We start from the raw sequence: 1,828 nt of genomic DNA, 5'->3' as shown, positions 1-1,828 counted from the left end.
GGGGGCGGGGGCGGGGGGGGCGGGGCCCCGCCCGACGGCGGTCAACCGACGGGGGTCAACCGGCGGCGGCCGCCCGGAGGTCCTCCAGGAAGTCCGCGGCCGCACGGGCGTTGGGCACCGCGAGGGCCAGCGGGAGACCGGCCGAGTGGGTCCGGATCTCCAACTCGCCGAGACCGGACGCCCGGGCCGAGCGCACCTCGGCCCACCGGTGGGCCTCCGTCGCGGCGAGCGGGTGCGGTGGCCGGTGCACCAGCCCGCCGGCCGTCACCGTCAGCCGCCCCCGGACGAAGCGCACGCTCCCCTCGGTGCGCAGCGTCTCGTGCAGCGCGGCCCGGAGCCCGGGGGAGAGGCGCTCCTCCAACTCCCGGAACAACGCGCCCAGGCCGCGCAGGTGCGCCAGCTCCAGCGGCTCGTCCGCGCCCGCCGGCCATATTCGCCCGTGCTCGGGCACCCCGCGCGGCCCGCCCGGGGAGTACTCGGTGGCCTCCACGGCGCCCCAGGGCAGCGACCTCTCCCCGCCCTCGGCCGGGACCAGCACCAGCCCGCCCTCGTGGACCCGGACGGAGCGCAGCCCGGGCGCGGGGCGCAGCCGCTCGTACCCGCTCACCGCCACCACCGCGGCGGCGGCCAGCACGGGCGAGGGCCACCACCCGCCGAGTGCCACGCAGACCGCCACGGAGACGACCACCCCGCAGGAGTGCAGCCACACCCGCGCCGGCCAGGACAGCGGCCGGCACCTCCGGTGCACCCGCACCACCGGGCCGAGCCGACCGGCACCACCGCTCGTCCCGGTGGTGGTGCGGGAAGCGCCGGTCGCACCGGCCGAACCGGAAGCGCCGGCCGACCGCACGCGCGTCGGCGACCACGTCACCGCCATGGCGACCCCCTCTCACTCGGCGGAATCCCCCGTCGGAACCGCGACCGCCGGATCCCAGCATCAACCGCTCGTCGCCGCTGGCGACAGTGCCAATCGGCACCTTTTGGCCCGAATCGGCCCCGCCATCATCGCGCCCCGGCCGGGGCCGCCCACCGGCGGGGGTGCGAACAGGGCGGGCCCGCCCTCACCCCGCCGTCGCGAACCCGTTCTGCAGCCCGCGCAGCAGCGCCGTCCCCGCCGGATCGGCCGACCGGCGGGTGTTGACCAGCACCACCACGCCCACCTGCTTCTCCGGGTCGAAGGCGACGAAGGAGCGGAAGCCGCCCGTGCCCCCGTTGTGCCAGATCTGGAGGTGCCCGCCCTGCTGGGCGCGCAGCCGGTGCCCGAGCCAGCCCAGGTGCGTCCAGGCGAACGGGTTGACCCGGTGGCGGGTCTCCCGGGTGAGGGCGATCGCCGGCGACAGCGGGGCGTCCGGCTCGCGCGCGGCGGCCAGTTGGGCCCGCAGGAACACCGTCAGGTCGGCGGCGGTCGAGCGGAGCCCGCCCATGCCGGGCACGGCCGCGAAGGTCCAGGGCGGCACCGGCCGGCCGCCCGGCGTGTGACCGTGCGCCAGGCGCGCGGACCGTTCCCCGTCCGGCCGCACACCGGTGTCCGCCAGGCCCAGCGGCGCACCGACCTCGCGCGCCACCAACTCCTGGTACCCGAGGCCGGACCGCTGCGCGAGGGCCAGGCCGAGCAGGCCCGCGCCGAGGTTGGAGTAGCGGAATCCACGCCCGGGCGCGGACCGCAGTCGCGTCCGCGCGAGCCCGTCGAGCACCCGCTCGGCGGTGCAACCGGCGTACGGATCGGGCATGTTGGGGGACAGCAGCGACTGCAGCGCCATGCCCCGGGGCAGTCGGGGGAGCCCCGAGGTGTGGGTGGCGAGGTGCCGCAGGGTGATCGGTTCCCGGC

General features: G+C 78.0%; 2 protein-coding genes. Both read right to left on the bottom strand.

Annotation, left to right across the window (positions count from 1 at the left end):
- Positions 1 to 55 precede the first annotated feature (55 nt).
- Complete coding sequence (locus ACIQOV_RS39920) at positions 56 to 688, bottom strand: hypothetical protein (RefSeq protein WP_401055848.1); 633 nt, start codon at positions 686 to 688, stop codon at positions 56 to 58.
- 373 nt (positions 689 to 1,061) lie between these two features.
- Positions 1,062 to 1,828, bottom strand: a 767-nt coding sequence (locus ACIQOV_RS39915) for a serine hydrolase domain-containing protein (RefSeq protein WP_401055846.1), incomplete at its 5' end; no start/stop codon positions are given.

Source organism: Kitasatospora sp. NPDC091257 (assembly GCF_044757675.1).
Taxonomy (GTDB): Bacteria; Actinomycetota; Actinomycetes; order Streptomycetales; family Streptomycetaceae; genus Kitasatospora; species Kitasatospora lactacystinica.
The sequence above is the reverse complement of the archived record's forward strand: the minus strand, read 5'-3'. Positions and strand labels throughout refer to the sequence as shown.